This is a genomic window from Limnofasciculus baicalensis BBK-W-15, assembly GCF_024178385.1.
Lineage (GTDB): Bacteria > Cyanobacteriota > Cyanobacteriia > Cyanobacteriales > Coleofasciculaceae > Limnofasciculus > Limnofasciculus baicalensis.
On the sequence record NZ_JAMZMM010000705.1, the window covers coordinates 1 to 1,345 of the forward strand.

Consider the following 1,345-nt stretch of genomic DNA (forward strand, 5'->3'; position numbering starts at 1 on the left):
TCCTCTGGGAATACAAATTTTTCGTGAGGCTGATCCGCTGGAGCCATCCAAGCTCTCAAGCCTTCGTTGAGCAGAATGTTCTTAGTGTAGAACGTTTCAAATTCGGGATCTTCGGCTGCGCGAATTTCCTGAGAGACAAAATCATAAGCCCGCAGGTTGAGCGCGATACCCACAATCCCAATTGATGCCATCCATAACCCAGTGACGGGTACGAATAGCATGAAGAAGTGTAACCAACGCTTATTCGAGAAAGCAATACCAAAGATTTGACTCCAGAAGCGGTTGGCGGTCACCATGGAGTAAGTTTCTTCGGCTTGGGTGGGAGTAAAAGCCACAAAGGTATTGGCTCTGTCACCATCTTGGAAGAGGGTATTTTCTACTGTTGCACCATGAATGGCACAGAGTAAAGCTCCACCTAAAATACCCGCTACGCCCATCATGTGGAAGGGGTTGAGGGTAAAGTTATGGAACCCTTGCACAAACAGAATGAACCGGAAAATACCCGCTACGCCGAAGCTAGGGGCAAAAAACCAGCCAGACTGTCCCAAGGGGTAGAGTAAGAAGACGCTAGTGAATACTGCAATCGGTCCTGAGAAGGCGATCGCATTATAAGGGCGAATACCCACTAGGCGAGAGATTTCAAATTGGCGCAGCATGAAGCCGATTAAGCCAAAAGCGCCATGGAGTGCGGTAAACGTCCACAAACCGCCCAGTTGACACCACCGAGCAAAACTGCCTTGAGCTTCAGGTCCCCAGAGTAATAATAGGGAATGTCCCAGACTGTTAGCGGGGGTGGAAACGGCAACGGTGATAAAATTGCCACCTTCTAAATAGGAGGAGGCTAAACCGTGGGTATACCAGGATGTCACAAAGGTGGTTCCGGTGAGCCATGCCCCTAGCGCTAGAAAAGCACAGGGGAATAGTAACAAACCGGACCAGCCGACGAAGACGAAGCGATCGCGCTTGAGCCAGTCGTCGAGGACATCAAACCATCCTCGATTGCTGCTGGCACGTCCAACGGCTATGGTCATAGTTTCAAATCCTCTTACATTAAGGGTTTACAAGGATTTATAGGTTGACATTTTCCCAAGGGTAGCCAGGGAATTTTTGAGAGCCTCTGTCTCAACGGATGTGTCTGGGCATCCTTCTCTCAGCAGCTATAGACTTTGCTGAGATTTCAATTAACGTTTCTTAACGTATCACATTTTTTGATCTTTTGCTTCATCTTTCTTCTGATAAGACAATAGCCTGAAAACCCCGTGTCAATAGACTGGGGAAGTTTCCACTGGGGAACCCCACTGTGGCTGTACTGGATTGGGTGGCGCTCTGTGACTCTCATCTAGGG

The 1,345-nt window shown here is 48.7% G+C and carries 1 protein-coding gene; it reads right to left on the reverse strand.

The window, feature by feature from the left end; all coding sequences use genetic code 11:
• Positions 1-1,031 (reverse strand): photosystem II D2 protein (photosystem q(a) protein) (gene psbD / locus NJ959_RS29600; protein WP_254015340.1); only part of this gene is annotated, 1,031 nt, incomplete at its 3' end.
• Between the last annotated feature and the right edge of the window lie 314 nt (positions 1,032-1,345).